The organism is Mesorhizobium sp. CC13 (assembly GCF_039907765.1).
GTDB lineage: Bacteria > Pseudomonadota > Alphaproteobacteria > Rhizobiales > Rhizobiaceae > Aminobacter.
On sequence record NZ_JARDJI010000008.1, the window covers coordinates 80621 to 97112 of the forward strand.

The 16492-nt window shown below is 66.3% G+C and carries 17 protein-coding genes; 12 read left to right on the top strand and 5 right to left on the bottom strand.

Annotation, left to right across the window (positions count from 1 at the left end; genetic code table 11):
* Positions 1–46 precede the first annotated feature (46 nt).
* The 4 genes from PV773_RS13270 to PV773_RS13285 form a co-directional block, all read right to left on the bottom strand.
* The gene (locus tag PV773_RS13270) at positions 47–922 is read right to left on the bottom strand and encodes a hypothetical protein (RefSeq protein WP_347966794.1); all 876 of its coding nucleotides are present in this window, start codon (positions 920–922) and stop codon (positions 47–49) included.
* Positions 919–1254: a hypothetical protein gene (locus tag PV773_RS13275; protein WP_347966795.1), complete on the bottom strand. Its 336-nt coding sequence runs from the start codon at positions 1252–1254 to the stop codon at positions 919–921. The genes PV773_RS13270 and PV773_RS13275 overlap by 4 nt, the downstream gene beginning before the upstream one ends.
* Before the next feature lie 323 nt (positions 1255–1577).
* On the bottom strand, positions 1578–2858 hold the full coding sequence (locus PV773_RS13280; protein ID WP_347966796.1) for a site-specific integrase: 1281 nt from the start codon (positions 2856–2858) through the stop codon (positions 1578–1580).
* A gap of 264 nt (positions 2859–3122) precedes the next feature.
* Positions 3123–3560, bottom strand: a complete 438-nt coding sequence (locus PV773_RS13285) for an Lrp/AsnC family transcriptional regulator (RefSeq protein ID WP_340037625.1) — start codon at positions 3558–3560, stop codon at positions 3123–3125.
* 128 nt (positions 3561–3688) lie between these two features.
* Between PV773_RS13285 and rocF the strand changes: the two genes are divergently transcribed.
* The 12 genes from rocF to panD all read left to right on the top strand — a co-directional run bounded on the left by rocF (position 3689) and on the right by panD (position 15796).
* Positions 3689–4609: an arginase gene (gene rocF, locus PV773_RS13290; RefSeq protein WP_347966797.1), complete on the top strand. Its 921-nt coding sequence runs from the start codon at positions 3689–3691 to the stop codon at positions 4607–4609.
* Positions 4609–5679: an ornithine cyclodeaminase gene (locus PV773_RS13295; RefSeq protein WP_347966798.1), complete on the top strand. Its 1071-nt coding sequence runs from the start codon at positions 4609–4611 to the stop codon at positions 5677–5679. Before rocF ends, PV773_RS13295 begins: the two co-directional genes overlap by 1 nt.
* Before the next feature lie 178 nt (positions 5680–5857).
* On the top strand, positions 5858–6787 hold the full coding sequence (locus tag PV773_RS13300) for a hypothetical protein (RefSeq protein ID WP_347966799.1): 930 nt from the start codon (positions 5858–5860) through the stop codon (positions 6785–6787).
* Between the two features lie 81 nt (positions 6788–6868).
* Positions 6869–7843, top strand: coding sequence for a quinolinate synthase NadA (gene nadA / locus PV773_RS13305; protein ID WP_347966800.1), 975 nt, complete (start codon positions 6869–6871; stop codon positions 7841–7843).
* Positions 7840–9381, top strand: a complete 1542-nt coding sequence (locus PV773_RS13310) for an L-aspartate oxidase (protein WP_347966801.1) — start codon at positions 7840–7842, stop codon at positions 9379–9381. Before nadA ends, PV773_RS13310 begins: the two co-directional genes overlap by 4 nt.
* A gap of 3 nt (positions 9382–9384) precedes the next feature.
* The gene (nadC, locus tag PV773_RS13315; protein ID WP_347966802.1) at positions 9385–10236 is read left to right on the top strand and encodes a carboxylating nicotinate-nucleotide diphosphorylase; all 852 of its coding nucleotides are present in this window, start codon (positions 9385–9387) and stop codon (positions 10234–10236) included.
* 51 nt (positions 10237–10287) lie between these two features.
* Positions 10288–11286, top strand: coding sequence for a biotin synthase BioB (bioB, locus tag PV773_RS13320; protein WP_347966803.1), 999 nt, complete (start codon positions 10288–10290; stop codon positions 11284–11286).
* Positions 11283–12419 (top strand): 8-amino-7-oxononanoate synthase, encoded by a 1137-nt coding sequence (locus PV773_RS13325; RefSeq protein ID WP_347966804.1) that lies wholly within the window; start codon positions 11283–11285, stop codon positions 12417–12419. Before bioB ends, PV773_RS13325 begins: the two co-directional genes overlap by 4 nt.
* Entirely contained in the window at positions 12416–13066 is a 651-nt protein-coding gene (bioD, locus tag PV773_RS13330; protein WP_347966805.1) for a dethiobiotin synthase, read from the top strand. Before PV773_RS13325 ends, bioD begins: the two co-directional genes overlap by 4 nt.
* Positions 13063–14328: an adenosylmethionine--8-amino-7-oxononanoate transaminase gene (locus tag PV773_RS13335; RefSeq protein WP_347966806.1), complete on the top strand. Its 1266-nt coding sequence runs from the start codon at positions 13063–13065 to the stop codon at positions 14326–14328. Before bioD ends, PV773_RS13335 begins: the two co-directional genes overlap by 4 nt.
* Positions 14325–15308 carry a beta-ketoacyl-ACP synthase III gene (locus PV773_RS13340; RefSeq protein WP_347966807.1) on the top strand — a complete coding sequence of 328 codons (984 nt, stop codon included), beginning with the start codon at positions 14325–14327 and terminating at the stop codon, positions 15306–15308. The genes PV773_RS13335 and PV773_RS13340 overlap by 4 nt, the downstream gene beginning before the upstream one ends.
* 35 nt (positions 15309–15343) lie before the next feature.
* Positions 15344–15796 (top strand): aspartate 1-decarboxylase, encoded by a 453-nt coding sequence (gene panD / locus PV773_RS13345; protein ID WP_347966808.1) that lies wholly within the window; start codon positions 15344–15346, stop codon positions 15794–15796.
* 164 nt (positions 15797–15960) lie between these two features.
* Here the strand turns inward: panD and PV773_RS13350 are convergent, their stop codons facing one another.
* Positions 15961–16467 (bottom strand): GAF domain-containing protein, encoded by a 507-nt coding sequence (locus PV773_RS13350; RefSeq protein WP_347966809.1) that lies wholly within the window; start codon positions 16465–16467, stop codon positions 15961–15963.
* Positions 16468–16492: the final 25 nt, after the last annotated feature.

Below are 16492 nucleotides of genomic sequence, written 5' to 3' on the forward strand. Positions count from 1 at the left end.
AAATGCGACTCGACGTAGGCCTAGTGTTGCCTATTTAGGCTGATGGTCATTCCCGCCTTCCTCGCAGTTGATTGTGCCGCGAGGCTTGGGGAAGACCTCCAGAAAGCAATTGGTGCGAACTTGGATTTTCGCCGCGATTGGTCGTCGCCGACAAATTCGCGGTCAGCCTGAATCGGCCGCTGTCGCAGCGGATGCCAGAGAGGATCAGCCGTCGCGTCCAGCCGTGCACCCCGAGGTTCTGAATCAGCTCGCGACGCTCGGCCGCTTTCAGGCTTTGCATCACGCCAAATGACGCGGGGGCAACTCTCGATTTCTTCAGAAGAGGCTGCTTGAAGGCATAGGATGCCGCTTCGTAGAAATCCTCTGGTGTGCTACCGACGCGCCGGATATCGAGCGGCTTCACGTCCTGCCCATTCAACGGCACTATCGCTTGGACAGCCCCGTTGATTTGCGCAGCACTGGCAGCTGCAACCATCAAGTGAATGTGGAAAGGCTTCCCCGCAGGACGATTGGAAACCGTGTTGTAGACTGTTTCCACCGAGCCGAAGATGATCAGTCCGGGAATGACCATCCGCCTGAACCTCTTTACAAGGTTTTCGACCAGAGGATGATCACGAAGCAGACCAAACTGCCGGAATTCGCCAGCAGGCATGGTCCACCCCTCCGGACGAATGGTCACGAAATGCCAATGCTGCTGGTCAAGATACTCGTCAGCCAAAAAGCCTAACAGATGGCTGCGAAGTTGCCGTGCACATCGTGCACAAAGGCCATTTCGGCAGGGTTCGACCCCCGAGCACTCCCGCATAGGCAGGTGATCGAGACCCAGCATTCGCAATGCGTTGGCTGTTTCACGCTGCTGTCGTTTGATTTTGGAAATCGGATCGAAGTCGGGCAGATGCCTGCGCCATGAGGATCGCGTCATCGCGAATGGCCTCCTTTGTCGCTGGTACTCGTGCGAGTGTTTGCTTGGACGAACGCCAACAAATCTGCAAAGCGGTACGAGACGTAACCGCCAGTCCGAACAAACAGCGGCCCGTTTCCGCTAAGGCGCCAGTGAGCCAGTGTCTTTTCACGTATTTTCAAAAAAGCAGCGGCCTGCTTTGGCCGCAGCAGTTCATCTGGATTGTAGCGGGGTGCCGCACGCTGTACTGATGAGCGGTACTTTTGCGCACTGAGTTTCAGCATGCCTTTCCGCTCGAGAATCTCAATCAGATTGAGAATCGCGTAGTCCATGGATTTGGGTGGCTTGACCATGTTTGGCTCCGAATTGGAGCCGGGTCGAGGAAGGGAGCATACAAAAAGCCGCCCGCCTCAGCCCGACTCTGTTGAGTAAGGACTGGGACGAGACGGCCGTTCGAGCATCCGGAGGCGAGGCGTTTAGCCCCCGCCGTTGACCTTGTTCCCGCTGCTCGGCGAAAATAGAACAAAGTCGCTGTCTCTATGACGAGCTAAGTCGCCATGCACACGTAGAAACGTGACCCGGGGCCCACCGCATGGCCCGGCGCTTCCCTTTACTTGGGAATCGTGTGCTAAAGCTTCAAGTAGAGCTTCGACCTATTTTGCCTGTTTCGTTGAACCTAGGTTGGCCCACCGACCTCTTCGCATTGAGCAGTTAGACCTGAAAGCTGCCGTGCAATCTCGGCGCTTATCGCCTCCGCGGCCGAAAGCAACGCCTGATCAGGACGGTGGACGTACCTCGACGTAACGCCCCGGCCTTTGTGACCTAGCAGGCCCGCAATCGTGCCGTCTGAGTAGCCGAGCCCAGATGCCACCGAGGCGAAAGTGTGTCGGAGAGTGTGCGGAGTTACTCCGTGCAGTTCGGCAGCCTCGAATATCCTACCTGCCTCTTTGCCGACACCCTGATAGGGACCGATGCCCGTTGCACCGGTAAACACGTATGGGCTGCCAGCTTGCCTCGGGTGAGCTTGGAGTTGGTCTACTGCAACCTTGCCGACTGGTCGCACGCTCCGGCCCGATTTGGTGTCGTCGAGCCGGAGACATTGCATGTCTGCATCGAGTTCTGACCACCGTAATCCCGCAATTTCACCGACACGACAGCCGGTGAGACAAAGCAAGCGTATTATCTTGATCGCGAAGGGATGAAAGGCCTTAGCCTTCGCATCGCAGCCCTTTGTCAGAACCGCACCAAGGGTTGCGAGTTCCTTGGAATTGAGAAAGCGCTGTCGCGGTTCGCTGCGGAACCGCCTTACCCGATGTACGGGGTTCCGCTCGATAATTTCTTCCTCGACCGCCCACGTCATGATGCCAGACAAAAGGTCGGCGACGCGTGCAGCTGTAGCTGCCCCACCGGTCACGAGAGCTCGGCCGCGCAGCTTGGTCTTGACAATAGCGGCGGTCTTGCCAACCGTGATGTCTTCGATCAACCGTTTGACTGACTTCGGATCAATCTCGGTGACGAGACTGTCCCCAATGAGAGGTTTGATGTGGCGGCTGATCCTGCCCTTATCAATCTCCAAGGTGGAAGCCTTCTTCGGCCGATTGAATCGAGTGAGGATAGCCCCTGCCTCGGCAGCTTTCATGTACCGGTCGCACAAATCAGAGACCGTCTCCGGAGTCGGTGAGTTCTTTTTCTGATCACGGCGACCGGCCGGATCGTTACCGCTGGCAACTTGCCCGAGAACCCTTAGCGCCTCAGTGCGAGCGAGGTCGACGGTCCAAGGCGCGCCGTACTTGCCGATGGTGAACCACCGCTGGCGGCCGCCATCAGTGTACTTCACGAAGAAAACGGGATGGACGCGCTGTCGCCGCGCACCGAACCCTGCCACACTACCTCTGCCGGTGTCCCAGAGGATGGAATTCGGCTCTAACTTATCTATGTCCGTCTTGGTGATTGGCATTCCAAACTCGCCAATAGCAACAAATTAGCAACAGCTATGGCGGGAACATACAGGAAAGGCAAGGCATCAAAACTAACATTTCTGCAATGATTTCAGCGCTACGTGGATAAGACAGGAACAACCGGGAAGCGCAACTATTTCGTTTACACCGAAGATGTCGGCGGTTCGAGCCCGTCATCGCCCACCATCCTCCCTGCCCAGCACAGCACCAAACGACCTTCGCGGGCACGGCGCGGTGCCGTCGTGACGGCCCGCCAGGCGGCGTCACAGCCTCGCCCTGGTGCTGCGGGGCGTGGCGAGCAGCAGGCTGGTCTCGCTTCCAGTGATCCCCTGGATGAGCCGGATCCGCCTCAGCACGGCGTCGAAATCGGTCAGCGTCGAGGTCGCGAGCTCGACCACGAGGTCCCAGCGCCCATTGGTGGTGTGGATCGTCGAGACCTCGGAAAAGCCGCCAAGCGCCCGCATGACGCGGTCGGCGGCGTGGCCCTCGATCTCGATCAGCATGATGCCGCGCACCGGCTGGTCGACCGCGTCGGCGCGCAGGATCACCGTATATCCCAGGACGTCGCCCGACTTCTCCAGCCGTTCCATGCGCGCACGCACGGTGGCGCGCGAGACGCCGAGATCGACGGCGAGGTCCGAGATGCTGCGCCGCCCCTGGTGCCTGAGCAGCGTCACCAGCCGCTTGTCCAATTCGTCCATCTATTTTCCATTTCGAGCAAGCTTGCTGCCATTTTGCGCAGTCTGCATATCGCTATTGCCAATTCAATGGCTTCATTTTGCCAGATCCGTTCATTCCAATACGGCCTCAATCGACACGGGCGACAACCATGCACTGCAATCTCATAGGAATTCCGCTTCAGGACGGGGCCGGCCGCATGGGCTGCGAGATGGGGCCGAGCGCGCTGCGCACGGCGGGCCTCGCCGCAGCACTGGCCGAACTCGGCCATACGGTCGCCGATCTCGGCACGGTCGTGCCGAAGCCGGTCGAAACAGGCCTGCACGGGAACGCCGCGCTGAAGTCGCTGCCCGAAATCGCCGCCTGGACGGCGGCGATCGCCGAGGCCGCCTATACGGCGAGCGCCGATGCGATGCCCATCTTCCTCGGCGGCGACCATGCGCTGTCTGCCGGCACCCTTTCGGGCGTCGCCCGCCGGGCCGCCGAGACGGGACGCCCGCTGTTCGTGCTGTGGCTCGACGCCCACCCCGACTTCCACACGCTCGACACCACGGCGAGCGGCAACCTGCACGGCGTGCCGCTCGCCTATGCCAGCGGCCTGCCGGGCTTCGAAGGCTATTTCCCCCGCCTGCCCGCGCCGGTCGACCCCAAGCGCGTGTGCACGCTCGGCCTGCGCAGCGTCGACCCGGCCGAGCGCCGGGCGCTCACCGAGGCGGGCGTGACCGTCCACGACATGCGTTCCATCGACGAGCACGGGCTGGCGCCGCTCCTGCGTGCCTTCCTCGAGCGGGTCGCCGCCGAGAACGGGCTCCTGCATGTCAGCCTCGACGTCGATTTCCTCGATCCGGCGATCGCTCCGGCGGTCGGCACCACTGTGCCGGGCGGCGCCACCTTCCGCGAGGCCCATCTCGCCATGGAGATGCTGCACGACAGCGGGCTGGTCACCAGCCTCGACCTCGTGGAGCTGAACCCCTTCCTCGACGAACGCGGACGCACCGCCATATTGATGGTGGACCTCACGGCCAGCCTGATGGGCCGCCGCATCATGGACCGGCCGACCAGGAGCTTCTGATGACCATCGCCAACCTCAACATCGTCCCCTTCGTCAGCGTCGACAACATGATGAAGCTGGTCCTGGAGATCGGCGTCGACCGATTCCTCGGTGAGCTGTCCGCCTATATCGAGGAGGATTTCCGCCGCTGGGAACTGTTCGACAAGACGCCGCGGGTGGCCTCGCACAGCCATGACGGCGTCATAGAGCTGATGCCGACCAGCGACGGACAGCTCTACGGGTTCAAATACGTCAACGGCCACCCGAAGAACATGCGCGAGGGCCTGCAGACGGTGACCGCCTTCGGCGTGCTCGCCGACGTCGGCTCGGGCTACCCGATGCTGCTCACCGAGATGACCATCCTGACGGCGCTTCGCACTGCCGCGACCTCGGCGGTCGCGGCGAAATACCTGGCGCCCAAGGGTTCCGACACGATGGCGATCATCGGCAACGGCGCCCAGTCGGAGTTCCAGGCGCTGGCGTTCAAGAAGCTGCTCGGCATCGACAAGCTGCGGCTCTACGACATCGACATAGAGGCAAGCCGCAAATGCGCGCGCAACCTCGACTGCCTCGGCTTCGACATCAGGATCTGCACCTCGGGCCAGGAAGCGGTCGAAGGCGCGCAGATCATCACCACCGTCACGGCCGACAAGCAGAACGCCACGATCCTCACCGACAACATGGTGGGCACGGGCGTGCACATCAACGCCGTCGGCGGCGACTGCCCCGGCAAGACGGAGCTGCATCGCGACATCCTGCTGCGTTCGGAGATCGTGGTCGAGTATCCGCCGCAGACGCGCAGCGAGGGCGAGATCCAGCAGCTCGAACCGGAGCATCCGGTGACCGAGTTGTGGCGGATCATCGCCGGCAAGGCCGAGGGCCGCGCCAGCGAACGGCAGGTGACGCTGTTCGATTCGGTCGGCTTCGCCATCGAGGACTTTTCGGCGCTGCGCTACGTCCGCGACCAGTTGCGCCACACCAAGCGCTACGAAGAACTCGACCTGCTTGCCGATCCCGACGAGCCGCGCGACCTGTTCGGCATGCTGCTGCGGCAGGCAGCCAAGGAAAAGGCACAGGCTGCAATCGCCTAGCTCTTACGCAGGGTCATTGGCGTTGCGGCTCTCCGCAGTGGATTTTCCGCCGCCGCCAAGCCAAGACTGGCGAAGACCTTGCGCGGTGCATGGAAAAGGCGCTGGCGGCAGTTGACGCCTCGCTCGTTTCTCTGTCCCATCGCGCCGCAATACCAATGGCAGGCGACAGAGGATCAGCGTGGCGAAGCACAGTGAGCGGCAGCAGGAGCGTCACGCGATCGGTGCGGACCTGATCGCCGTGCTCGTGGCTGCGCCCAACGGCAATCCGGTGGTGCTCACCATCAAGGACGCCACCGCCCTGCCCTCGGGGCCTTTCGAGCTCGGGCACCGCTCGCTGCAGTCGGGGCTGCGCGACTGGGTCGAGCAGCAGACCGGCCATCCGCTGGGCTATATCGAACAGCTCTACACCTTCGCCGATCGCGACCGCAGCGGCGAGGATTCGTCGCGCCGGGTGATCTCGATCAGCTATCTCGGGCTCACCCGCGAGGAGCCGTCGCGCGCCACGCCGCAGGGGAGCTGGCGCAACTGGTACGAGTTCTTCCCCTGGGAGGACCACCGCTACGGCGCACCGCCGGTGATCGTCGACGTCATCGAGCCGGCGCTCCGCCGCTGGGGCGACGCCGCCGAACAGGAGGAGAAGCGCCGCAAGCGCTGGCAGCGCGCCGCCGTCTGCTTCGGCTTCGACGAGCGCGGCTGGAACGAGGAGCTGACCTTGCAGCGCTACGAGCTGCTTTACGAGGCGGGGCTTGTCGAAGAGGCGGCGCGGACGAAGGAACCGGCAGCACAACTCGTCCCGGGCCGCGCGATGGACGGCGACCACCGGCGCATCCTCGCCACCGGAATTGCCCGCCTCAGGACCAAGATCAAGTACCGCCCGGTGGTGTTCGAGCTGATGCCGCCTGCGTTTACGCTGCTGCAGCTGCAGCGCGCCGTCGAGGCGCTGGCGGGGGTAACGGTGCACAAGCAGAATTTCCGCCGGCTGATCGAGCAGCAGGACCTGGTCGAGGAGACCGGCCAGATGTCCTCCGAGACCGGCGGCCGGCCGGCGAAGCTGTTCCGCTTCCGCCACGCCGTGCTGGACGAGTTGCCGGCAGCCGGCACCAAATAGCAAAGTTCCGCTTGACAGGTCTTATGCTCATGCTAAGCATATGTCCGGATTATACTCAATCAGAGCATAATAGGGATGACGATGTCTGGCATTTCCCCCTCCGCCGCCGCGCTCTACAGCCGTGTCGAAAAGGTCATTCCCGCCATCGAGTGGCCGGCCTTCGCCGACGACATCGACGCGATCCTGAGGCTGAAACGCGAGCGCAACGCCGTCATCCTGGCGCACAACTACCAGACGCCCGAAATCTTCCACTGCGTGGCCGACATCGTCGGCGACAGCCTGGCGCTGGCCCGCAAGGCGATGGATGTCGAGGCCGACGTGATCGTGCTGGCCGGCGTGCATTTCATGGCCGAGACGGCAAAGCTGCTCAATCCGGGCAAGACGGTGCTGATCCCCGACATGGGCGCCGGCTGCTCGCTGGCCGACTCGATCACGCCTGAGGACGTGCGCCTGATGCGGCAGCGCTATCCTGGCGTGCCGATCGTCACCTACGTCAACACTTCGGCGGCGGTGAAGGCCGAATCCGACATCTGCTGCACCTCGGGCAATGCCAAGGCCGTGGTGGAATCGCTCGGCGTGCCGCGCGTCATCATGCTGCCGGACGAATATCTGGCGCAGAACATCGCCGCCCAGACGGATGTCGAAATCATCGCCTGGAAGGGCCATTGCGAGGTGCACGAGCGCTTCACGCCCGAGGACATCCGCGAGCTGCGCGCCGCCCATCCGGGCGTCACCGTGCTCGCCCACCCCGAATGCCCGCCGGAAGTGGTGGCCGTGGCCGATTTCGCCGGCTCGACGGCGGCGATGTCCGACTATGTCGGCAAGGAGAAGCCGGCCCGCGTGGTGCTGATGACGGAATGCTCGATGAGCGACAACGTCGCCGTCGACCACCCCGACGTCGAGTTCATCCGCCCCTGCAACCTCTGCCCGCACATGAAGCGCATCACGCTCGCCAACATCCGCAGCGCCCTAGAGCAGGTGCGCCACCCTGTGACCATCGAGCCGGAACTCTCGCAGCGCGCGCGGCTCGCCGTCGAGCGGATGCTGGCGGTATGAACACCGACCCGCGCGACCTCGCGGGCCGCCCCGTCATCGTCGGCGCCGGCATCGCCGGGCTGATGACGGCGCTGGAGCTGGCGCCCGAACCTGTGGTGCTGCTGTCTGCTGCGCCGCTCGGCGGCGAGGCGTCCAGCCCGCTGGCCCAGGGCGGGCTGGCGGCCGCTGTGGGCAGCGATGACTCGCCCGAGCTGCACCTCGCCGACACGCTGGCTGCCGGCGACGGCCTCTGCGACGAGGCGGTCGTGCGGCGCATCGTCGAGGCCGCCCCGCAGGCCATCGAAAGGCTGGAGCGTCTCGGCGTCGGCTTCGATCGCGCGCCCGACGGCAGCATCGCGCTAGGCCTGGAAGCCGCGCATAGCCGGCGCCGCATCGTCCATGCCGGCGGCGACGCCACCGGGCGGGAACTGGTGCGCGCGCTTGTGGCTGCAGTGCGCCGCACGCCGTCGATCACGGTGCTGGAAGGCATTGCCGCGCGGCGGCTGATCGTCGAGGACGGCACCATCGCCGGCGTCCTGGCAGCGGATGCCGAAGGGGCGGTCACGCTCGCCACCGGTCGTGTCGTGCTCGCAACCGGCGGCGTCGGCGGCCTGTTCCGCGACACCACCAACCCGCTCGGCTGCTTCGGCCAGGGGCTGGCGCTCGCCGCCCGCGCCGGCGCCGAGCTTGCCGACCTCGAATTCGTGCAGTTCCACCCGACCGCGCTGGACACGCCGGTGCGGCCGATGCGGCTGGTGAGCGAGGCGGTGCGCGGCGAAGGTGCCGTGCTCGTCGACGAGACCGGGCGGCGCTTCCTCGCCGACCTGCAGGGTGCGGAGCTTGGCACGCGCGACGCCGTGGCGCGCGGCGTGTTCCGCCACCTGGGGCGCGGCCACAAGGTGTTCCTCGACACGCGCGCCTGCCTGGGCTCGCGCTTCGCAGCGCGCTTCCCGGCCATCGATGCCTTCTGCCGCGAGGCCGGCATCGACCCGGCACTTGACCCGATCCCGGTTCGTCCCGCCGCGCACTACCACATGGGCGGCGTGGCGGTGGACGGCGAGGGCCGCAGCACCGTGCCGGGCCTGTGGGCCTGCGGCGAGGTGGCATCGACCGGTCTGCATGGCGCCAACCGGCTGGCCAGCAACTCGCTGACCGAAGCCGTGGTCGCCGCCGGCTGGGTGGCCGACGGCATCCGCAACGCACCGTCCCGGCACGTCGCACAGGCCGAGACGGCGCAGGCTCCGGTCCGCCCCGACGCGTCGCTGGTTCGCGGCATCGTCTCGCAAGCGCTCGGCGTGCTGCGCGACGGCGACGGACTGAGGCAGGCCGCAGCTGCCCTGCTGCCGCTCGCCACCGGCGCCGGCGCGGACGCCGACCCGGCGGCGGTGGGACTGGTGATGGCTGTCGCAGCACTCGGCCGCGAGGAAAGCCGCGGCGCGCATTGCCGCACCGACCATCCGACCAGGAGCGGCGTCGCGCGGCGTTCGAAACTCACGCTCGACGCGGCGCTGCAGATCGCCGCCGAACTCGATTTCACCCCGCTGGCCCGGAGCGCCTGACCGATGAATCTCGTCCCCCTGCCCCGGATCATGCTCGAGCCGCTGGTTCGGGCTGCTCTCGTGGAAGATCTTGGCCGCGCCGGCGACATCACCACCGACGCCATCGTACCCGCCGACCTTCAGGCCAATCTGGTGCTGGCGGCACGCCAGCCGGGAGTAGTGGCCGGGCTGGACCTGGCGGTTCTCGCCTTCGGCCTCATCGACCCCGCAATTGTCATTGCGATTTCGAAACCAGACGGCAGCCGCGTCGCGCCCGGCGACGTCATCGCCACGCTGAGCGGCCCGGCCCGAGGCCTGCTGACCGGCGAGCGCGTAGCGCTCAATTTCCTCTCGCATCTCAGCGGCATCGCCACCGCGACCGCCGGCATCGTCGATGCCGTCGCCGGGCACAAGGCGCGCATCGTCTGCACGCGCAAGACCACGCCCGGCCTGCGCGCGCTGGAGAAATACGCCGTGCGCTGCGGCGGCGGCTCCAACCACCGCTTCGGCCTCGACGACGCGGTGCTGATCAAGGACAACCACATCGCAATCGCCGGCGGCGTGCGCCCGGCCATCGAGCGGGCCCGCGCCAATGTCGGCCACCTGGTGAAGATCGAGGTCGAGGTCGACACTCTCGCCCAGTTGGACGAGGTGCTGGCGCTCGGGGTGGATGCGGTGCTGCTCGACAACATGGCGCCCGGGACGCTGACCCAGGCGGTCCAAATGGTCGGCGGGCGGGCCATCATCGAGGCTTCGGGCCGGGTCAATCCCACCACCGCGCCGGCAATCGCCGCCAGCGGCGTCGACCTCATTTCCGTCGGCTGGCTGACGCACAGCGCGCCGATCCTCGATATTGGACTGGACACGGCCGCCTGACCGGGGCAATGGTCCCGCCCCGGTGGGGACGATCTAGGCTATGGAGCGCGCATGAACGCCGATTTGCACCTGAACGCAGCCGCGGAGCCGCTGAACGGGGCACGTCCCCTGTGGAGCCGCGAGGATGCGCAGGCAATCTACGACCTGCCCTTCAACGACCTGATCTTCCGCGCGCAGACCGTCCATCGGGCGAATTTCGATCCCAACCGGGTGCAATTGTCGCGCCTGCTGTCGATCAAGACCGGCGGCTGCCCCGAGGATTGCGGCTATTGCAGCCAGTCGGCGCATCACGAATCCGGCCTCAAGGCCTCCAAGCTGATGGAAGTGCAGCGCGTGCTGGCCGAAGCCAAGAAGGCGAAGGACGCCGGCGCCACCCGCTACTGCATGGGTGCGGCCTGGCGCAGCCCCAAGGAGCGCGACATGGAGGCCGTCGTCGCCATGATCGAGGGCGTCAAGGACCTCGGCATGGAGACCTGCATGACGCTCGGCATGCTCGATCTCGGCCAGGCGCAGCGCCTGAAGCAGGCTGGCCTCGACTACTACAACCACAACATCGACACCTCCGAGCGCTACTACAACGAGATCATCACCACCCGCAGCTTCGCCGACCGGCTGGATACGCTGGCCAATGTCCGCGACAGCGGCATCAAGGTCTGCTGCGGCGGCATCGTCGGCATGGGCGAAGAAAAGGCCGACCGCGTCGACATGCTGGTGACGCTGGCCAACCTGCCCGAGCATCCCGACTCGGTGCCGATCAACATGCTGATCCCGATCGAGGGCACGCCGCTGGGCGAAGCCGAGCCGATCGAGCCGATCGAATTCGTGCGCACCATAGCACTTGCCCGCATCATGATGCCCCAGTCGCATGTGCGCCTGTCGGCCGGACGCACGGCTATGAGCGACGAGATGCAGGCGCTGTGCTTCTTCGCCGGCGCCAACTCGATCTTCGTCGGCGACACGCTGCTGACGGCCGAGAACCCCGAGGAAGACAAGGACAGCGCGCTGTTCCGCCGTCTCGGCATCCAGCCGATGGAGCGGGACGCGGGGTGACCGGCCGGGCCCTGCTCGACCGCTACGAGGCCAGCCTGCGCGGGCTGGCGCGCAAGAGCCGGCTGCGGACGCTGACAGGCCGCGCCGGGCTCGACTTCGCCTCCAACGACTATCTCGGACTGGCAGGCTCGAAGCGCTTGGCCGATGCGGTCGCCGCAGCGCTCGCCAATGGCACGCCGGTCGGCGCCACCGGCTCGCGGCTTTTGCGCGGCAACGACCCCGAGCACGAGGCGCTGGAGGAGAAGGCGGCAAAATTCTTCGGCGCCGAGCGGGCGTTGTTCTTCGGCGGTGGCTATGTTGCCAATTTCGCCGTTCTGACCACGCTGCCGCAGAAGGGCGATCTCGTCGTCCTCGACGAACTGATCCACGCCAGCGCCCATGAGGGCGCACGCGCCGGCCGCGCCGAGGTGGTGGAGGCAAGGCACAACGACGCCGGCGCCGTGGACGACGCCATCGGGAGCTGGCGTGCCAAGGGCGGCATCGGCCGCGCCTGGATCGTCGCCGAGAGCCTCTATTCCATGGACGGCGACCGCGCGCCGCTTGACGAACTTGCGGCGGTGGCCGACCGGCACGAAGCCTTCCTGTTCGTCGACGAGGCGCATGCGACCGGGGTCTACGGCCCCGAGGGTCGCGGACTGGCGCATCATCTCGAGGGCCGCGACAACGTCGTTGTCCTGCACACCTGCGGCAAGGCGCTGGGCGCCTCGGGCGCGCTGGTCACCGCACCCGCCGTGCTGTGCGAGTATCTCGTCAACCGCTGCCGGCCCTTCATCTATGCCACCGCACCCTCGCCGCTGATGGCGGTCGCGGCGGCCGCCGCGCTCGACATCGTCGCCGACGAGCCCGTTCGCCGCGAGCGGCTGGCGAAGCTGGTGGGGCAGGCAGGTTCCAGGGCGGAAACACTGGGCTTCGGCCCGAGCGGCTCGCAGATCCTGCCGATCGTCATCGGCGACAATGCGCGCGCGATGGCCTTGGCCGAGGAGCTGCAGGCGCGCGGCTTCGACGTGCGCGGCATCCGCCCGCCAACCGTGCCCGAGGGTACCGCGCGGCTCAGAATCTCGCTGACGCTGAATGTCGGCGAAGACGATGTTGCGGCACTGTTCGCGGCGCTCGCAGAGGAATGCTCGCGATGACGGCCCAGACGCCCGCAAGGATCGTCGTGACCGGCACCGACACCGGCATCGGCAAGACCGTGTTCGCCGCGGGCCTGACCGCTTTGCTCGACGGCGTCTACTGGAAGCCGGTGCAGTCGGGCATCGAGGAGGAGACCGACAGCGAGATCGTCGTGCGCCTCGCCGGCTTGCCTCGGGATCGGGTCCTGCCGGAAGCCTGGCGACTAAGGGAGCCGTTGTCGCCACACCGCGCCGCCGAACTCGAAGGCGTCGAGATCGATGCCGACGCATTGGCCCTGCCGGCAACCGCGCGGCCGCTGGTCGTCGAAGGTGCAGGCGGGCTAATGGTGCCGGTCAACCGGCGCAGGCTCTACATCGACGTCTTCGCGCGCTGGGCGGCACCCGTCGTGCTCTGCGCCCGCACCGGGCTCGGCACGATCAACCACACGCTCTTGTCCATCGAGGCGTTGCGCAGCCGCTCGATCCCGCTCTTGGGCATTGCCTTCGTCGGCGACGAAATGGGCGATACGCAGCGCACCATCGCCGAGATGGGCAAGGTGCGCGTGCTCGGCCGCCTGCCTCGGCTCGGCCCGCTGACGCCTGAAGCGCTGGCCACGGCCATGCGGACGTCGTTCAATGCCGCCGATTTCCTGGAGGCCCGGCCATGAGCCGTTCCGCCGTCTGGCATCCCTTCACGCAGCACGCCACCGAGCCGGTGCCGCCGATGATCGCGCGCACCGAAGGCGCCTATGTCGAGACGGCCGACGGCAAGCGCATCCTCGATGCGATCTCGTCCTGGTGGGTCGTCACCCACGGCCACAGGCATCCGAAAATCGTCGAGGCGATCCGCACCGCCACCGAAACGCTCGACCAGGTGATCTTCGCCGGCCTCACCCATGAACCGGCGGAAAAGCTGGCATCCGCGCTGGTCGGCATGGCGCCTCCGGGGCTCGACTGGGTGTTCTATTCCGACAGCGGCTCGACCAGCGTCGAGGTGGCGCTGAAGATGGCGCTCGGTTTCCACCGCAACAACGGTCCTGCCCGCTCGCGCATCGTCGTCATGGAGCACAGCTACCACGGCGACACGATCGGCACGATGAGCGTCGGCGCGCGCGGCGTGTTCAACTCGGCCTACGAGCCGCTTCTGTTCGAGGTCGACACCATCCCCTTCCCGGCAGCGGGACGCGAGCAGGAGACGCTCGACCGCTTTGAGGCACTGACGCGCGACGGCAAGGCAGCGGCACTCATCGTCGAGCCGCTGGTGCTCGGCGCCGGCGGCATGCTGATGTATCCGGCCCGGGTGCTGACCGAGCTCAAGCGCATCGCCGAGCGTTCGGGCACCCTGCTCATTGCCGACGAGGTGATGACCGGCTGGGGCCGCACCGGCACGATGTTCGCCTGCGAGCAGGCAGGCATCTCGCCCGACATTCTCTGCACGTCAAAGGGGCTGACCGGCGGCTCTGTGCCGCTGGCGGCGACACTGGCGACCGACGCGGTCTTCCAGGCGCATTTTTCGCAAGATCGCGCCAAAACCTTCTTCCATTCGAGCTCCTACACGGCGAACCCGATCGCCTGCGCCGCAGCGCTCGCCAATGTCGCGCTGTGGCGCGACGAGCCGGTGGCCGAGCGCGTGGCGGCATTGTCCCGGATGCAGGCTGAGAAGGTCGCGCGCTTCCGCAGCGACCCGCGCTTCGAGAACGTGCGCACGGCCGGCACCATCGCAGCACTCGACCTGCGCGTCGGCAAGGCAGGCTATCTGGCGGAAGTCGGTCCGAAGCTGCGCGCGTTCTTCCTCGAGCGCGGCCTGCTGGTCCGGCCGCTCGGCAATGTCATTTATGTGCTGCCGCCCTATTGCGTGACCTGGGGCGAACTCGACCGGCTCTACGATGCCGTCGACGAGGCGGCCGAACTGGCTGGCGGCGCGAGATGAGCCGCACGGCGCGCATCGCCGGCTTCGGCCATCACGTGCCCGGCCGCAAGGTGGCAAACGCCGAGATAGAGGCGAGCCTCGGCCTCGACGCCGGCTGGATCGAGGGCCGCACCGGCATCCGCTCGCGCTACTGGGCCGATCCTCAGGACACGCTGTCCGGACTGGCCGCCACAGCCGGCGGCATGGCGCTGGAAGCGGCAGGCCTTGCGCGCCGCGACATCGGGCTTTTGCTGCTCGCCACCTCGACACCCGACCATCTCTTGCCGCCTAGCGCGCCGCTGGTGGCGCACAGGCTCGGACTGGCCAATGCCGGCGGCGTCGACCTTGCCGGCGCCTGCGCCGGCTTCATCTATGCGCTGACCTTTGCCGACGGTTTCGTGCGGCTGCACAACAAGCCTGCTCTGGTCATCGCCGCCAACATCCTGAGCCGCCGCATCAATCCGGCCGAGCGGGCAAGCGCGGTGCTGTTCGCCGACGCGGCAGGGGCCGTGGTGCTCGCGCCCTCCGGCGCGCCCAGCCAGGGCATCCTGGGCGCGTCGGTCGCCGCCGATGGCGGCGGCTACGGCCTGATCCAGATTCCGGCGGGCGGCAGCAACCGGCCGTTCGCCGACGAACTCGACATCGCCGAGACACGCATGACCATCGCCGACGGGCGCGCGGTGTTCACCAAGGCGGTCGAGATGATGAGCCGCTGTTCGCAGGAAGCACTGGCGGCAGCGGGTGTGACCGCCGCCGACGTCAGCCGCTTCGTGCCGCACCAGGCCAACGCCCGCATCTTCAACGCGGTCGGCAAGTCGCTCGGCATCGCCGACGACAGGATCGTCAAGACCATCGGCGACTACGGCAACTCGTCGGCAGCCACCATCCCGCTGTCGCTGTCGATCGCGCAACGGGCCGAGCCGTTCCGGCGCGGCGACAAGCTGCTGCTGGCTGCGGCAGGCGCCGGCCTCACCGGCGGGGCGCTGGTGCTGGGGATCTAGGGACGCCGCCGCTGCGGCCAATCGGGAGGACTGGAATGCGGAAGATCGTCGCCGGCAAGCTGCACGGCATCCACATCACCGAGGCCAACCTCAATTACCACGGCTCGATCACGCTCGACCCGAACCACTGCGAGGCCGCCGGCATCCTGCCGATGGAATTCGTCGAGATCTGGAACAAGAATTCGGGGGCCCGGATCTCGACCTATGTGATCCTCGGCGAGCGCGGCTCGCGCTGCTGCATCCTCAACGGTGCGGCCGCCCGCACCTGCCAGGCCGGCGACCAGGTGATCATCTGCAATTCGGTCTATGTGAACGAAAGCGAGCTGACGGTGCTCAAGCCGCGCGTGCTGACCTTCGACAAGGACAACCACATCGCCGAGCGCCTGACCTATTCGGTCGAGCGCGACCAGGCCGGCCGCTACGCCTTCTCGATCCTCGACGAAGACAGCGAGCCGCTGCCGATCCCGGCCCTGGTCGGCGCGCGCTAGCGCGCTTCCGCTTTTCTTCGAATCGCGGAAACGCTCTATCTCTTTGTTTTGACGCAATTCCGGACAGAAAACCGCTGCGCACTTTTCCTGGAATTGCGCTAGCCGCTATCCGTCGCCTTGATCGATCGCTGCCGGCCGGCCCTGGGGCCAGCCGGCAAGGCAAACTACCGGCGCTCGATGTGCTCGACGGCCAGGAAGGCCGCCTTGGCTGCGAGCGAAAGCTGCCTGGCCGCCTCGACGCGCACCGGGGTGTAGTAGTGCTCCTCGTGCAGCATGTTGACGGTGCCGACCAGCTTGTCGGCCACGAATACCGGCCAGTTGAGCACCGAACCGCATCCCAGCGACCAGATCGTCTCGTGATCGGGGAAGACCTCGGCGATATCCTTGATGGTGTTGGCGACGAAGGGCTGGCGCTGGACGTGGATGGTGTCGAACCAGTGCGTGCGGTTGATCGGCTTGGTGCCGGAGACCGGATAGGTTTCCGGGTGGCTGGTGTAGGTGCGGCCCGAAAGCTCATTGGCCCAGTCGAGCTTCATGACGGTGAAGAGCTTGGCGCCGACGACCACGTCGGCCAGCGCCTGGAGCGCCTTCCACACGCCCTCGACCTCGGTCGTGGTCGCAAGGGCGGCGTCGAAGGCGGCCAGCGCCTCGGCGAATGCGGTTTCTGTCATGACTTACCTCAGTTTCAAGTCTTGG

Bases quoted from the DNA above. Each gene is read 5' to 3' on its own strand.
- PV773_RS13340 (WP_347966807.1), top strand. From the start codon at position 14,325: ATGAGCCGCACGGCGCGCATCGCCGGCTTCGGCCATCACGTGCCCGGC.
- PV773_RS13295 (WP_347966798.1), top strand. From the start codon at position 4,609: ATGACCATCGCCAACCTCAACATCGTCCCCTTCGTCAGCGTCGACAAC.
- bioB (WP_347966803.1), top strand. From the start codon at position 10,288: ATGAACGCCGATTTGCACCTGAACGCAGCCGCGGAGCCGCTGAACGGG.
- rocF (WP_347966797.1), top strand. From the start codon at position 3,689: ATGCACTGCAATCTCATAGGAATTCCGCTTCAGGACGGGGCCGGCCGC.
- nadC (WP_347966802.1), top strand. From the start codon at position 9,385: ATGAATCTCGTCCCCCTGCCCCGGATCATGCTCGAGCCGCTGGTTCGG.
- bioD (WP_347966805.1), top strand. From the start codon at position 12,416: ATGACGGCCCAGACGCCCGCAAGGATCGTCGTGACCGGCACCGACACC.
- PV773_RS13275 (WP_347966795.1), bottom strand. From the start codon at position 1,254: ATGGTCAAGCCACCCAAATCCATGGACTACGCGATTCTCAATCTGATT.
- nadA (WP_347966800.1), top strand. From the start codon at position 6,869: ATGTCTGGCATTTCCCCCTCCGCCGCCGCGCTCTACAGCCGTGTCGAA.
- PV773_RS13335 (WP_347966806.1), top strand. From the start codon at position 13,063: ATGAGCCGTTCCGCCGTCTGGCATCCCTTCACGCAGCACGCCACCGAG.
- PV773_RS13310 (WP_347966801.1), top strand. From the start codon at position 7,840: ATGAACACCGACCCGCGCGACCTCGCGGGCCGCCCCGTCATCGTCGGC.
- PV773_RS13270 (WP_347966794.1), bottom strand. From the start codon at position 922: ATGACGCGATCCTCATGGCGCAGGCATCTGCCCGACTTCGATCCGATT.
- panD (WP_347966808.1), top strand. From the start codon at position 15,344: ATGCGGAAGATCGTCGCCGGCAAGCTGCACGGCATCCACATCACCGAG.
- PV773_RS13285 (WP_340037625.1), bottom strand. From the start codon at position 3,560: ATGGACGAATTGGACAAGCGGCTGGTGACGCTGCTCAGGCACCAGGGG.
- PV773_RS13350 (WP_347966809.1), bottom strand. From the start codon at position 16,467: ATGACAGAAACCGCATTCGCCGAGGCGCTGGCCGCCTTCGACGCCGCC.
- PV773_RS13280 (WP_347966796.1), bottom strand. From the start codon at position 2,858: ATGCCAATCACCAAGACGGACATAGATAAGTTAGAGCCGAATTCCATC.